1 protein-coding gene is annotated in these 232 nt (G+C 47.8%); it reads left to right on the forward strand.

What is annotated here, in order from left to right:
- Positions 1 to 12: 12 nt before the first annotated feature.
- The coding region (locus tag R0J87_RS25105) for a DUF819 family protein (protein WP_498889741.1) at positions 13 to 232 on the forward strand (220 nt) is incomplete at its 3' end.

The raw sequence follows: 232 nt of genomic DNA on the forward strand, positions 1-232 counted from the left end.
ATGGAGAATTCATTGATCCAGGCAGATGATTTGCTGGCGCTTTGGGGGATTATTGTCATCGTCGCGGCGATGAGTATCGTGCTCGAACAAAAATACAGCTGGGCAGGGAAGATTTCCGGTGCAATCATTGCACTAGTTTCAGCCATTATTTTATCAAATACTGGGATTATTCCAACGGCGTCGCCTGCGTATGATGCGGTATGGGCGTTCATTGTGCCGCTCGCAATTCCAT

This window comes from Halomonas sp. SIMBA_159, from assembly GCF_046536035.1.
Taxonomy (GTDB): domain Bacteria; phylum Pseudomonadota; class Gammaproteobacteria; order Pseudomonadales; family Halomonadaceae; genus Vreelandella; species Vreelandella venusta_A.